The organism is Bartonella sp. CL63NXGY (assembly GCF_042194905.1).
Lineage (GTDB): Bacteria > Pseudomonadota > Alphaproteobacteria > Rhizobiales > Rhizobiaceae > Bartonella.
Map to the genome: position 1 here is coordinate 420 of NZ_JBHINK010000081.1, position 340 is coordinate 759.

Annotated in this window: 1 protein-coding gene; it reads left to right on the forward strand. The window is 32.4% G+C overall.

Features of this window, described 5'->3' with window-relative positions:
* Positions 1 to 53 precede the first annotated feature (53 nt).
* Positions 54 to 340: AAA family ATPase (locus ACFIK0_RS09350; protein ID WP_375663902.1), on the forward strand; the 287-nt coding region annotated here is incomplete at its 3' end.

Here is a 340-nt window from a genome sequence, read left to right on the forward strand (position 1 = left end):
CAGACACCGTTAAAGTTCTGACAGGAATTCGGCGTTCCGGGAAAACTTATTTAATGAATATGTTTATTAATTACTTAAAAGACGAGGGAGTAACTAATGACCAGATTTTAAAGATCAACTTTGAAGATTTTGCATTTTCAAATATCACAACTGCTAAAGAATTATATGATTATGTTCATAAGCATCAGAACAATCATAAGCGTAATTACTTATTCTTTGATGAAATACAGCACGTAAAAGATTGGGAAAAAGCAATCAATAGTTTCCGAATTGATATGGATGCTGATATTTACATTACTGGTTCTAATGGCTATTTGCTTTCTGGTGAGTTGGCAACCTT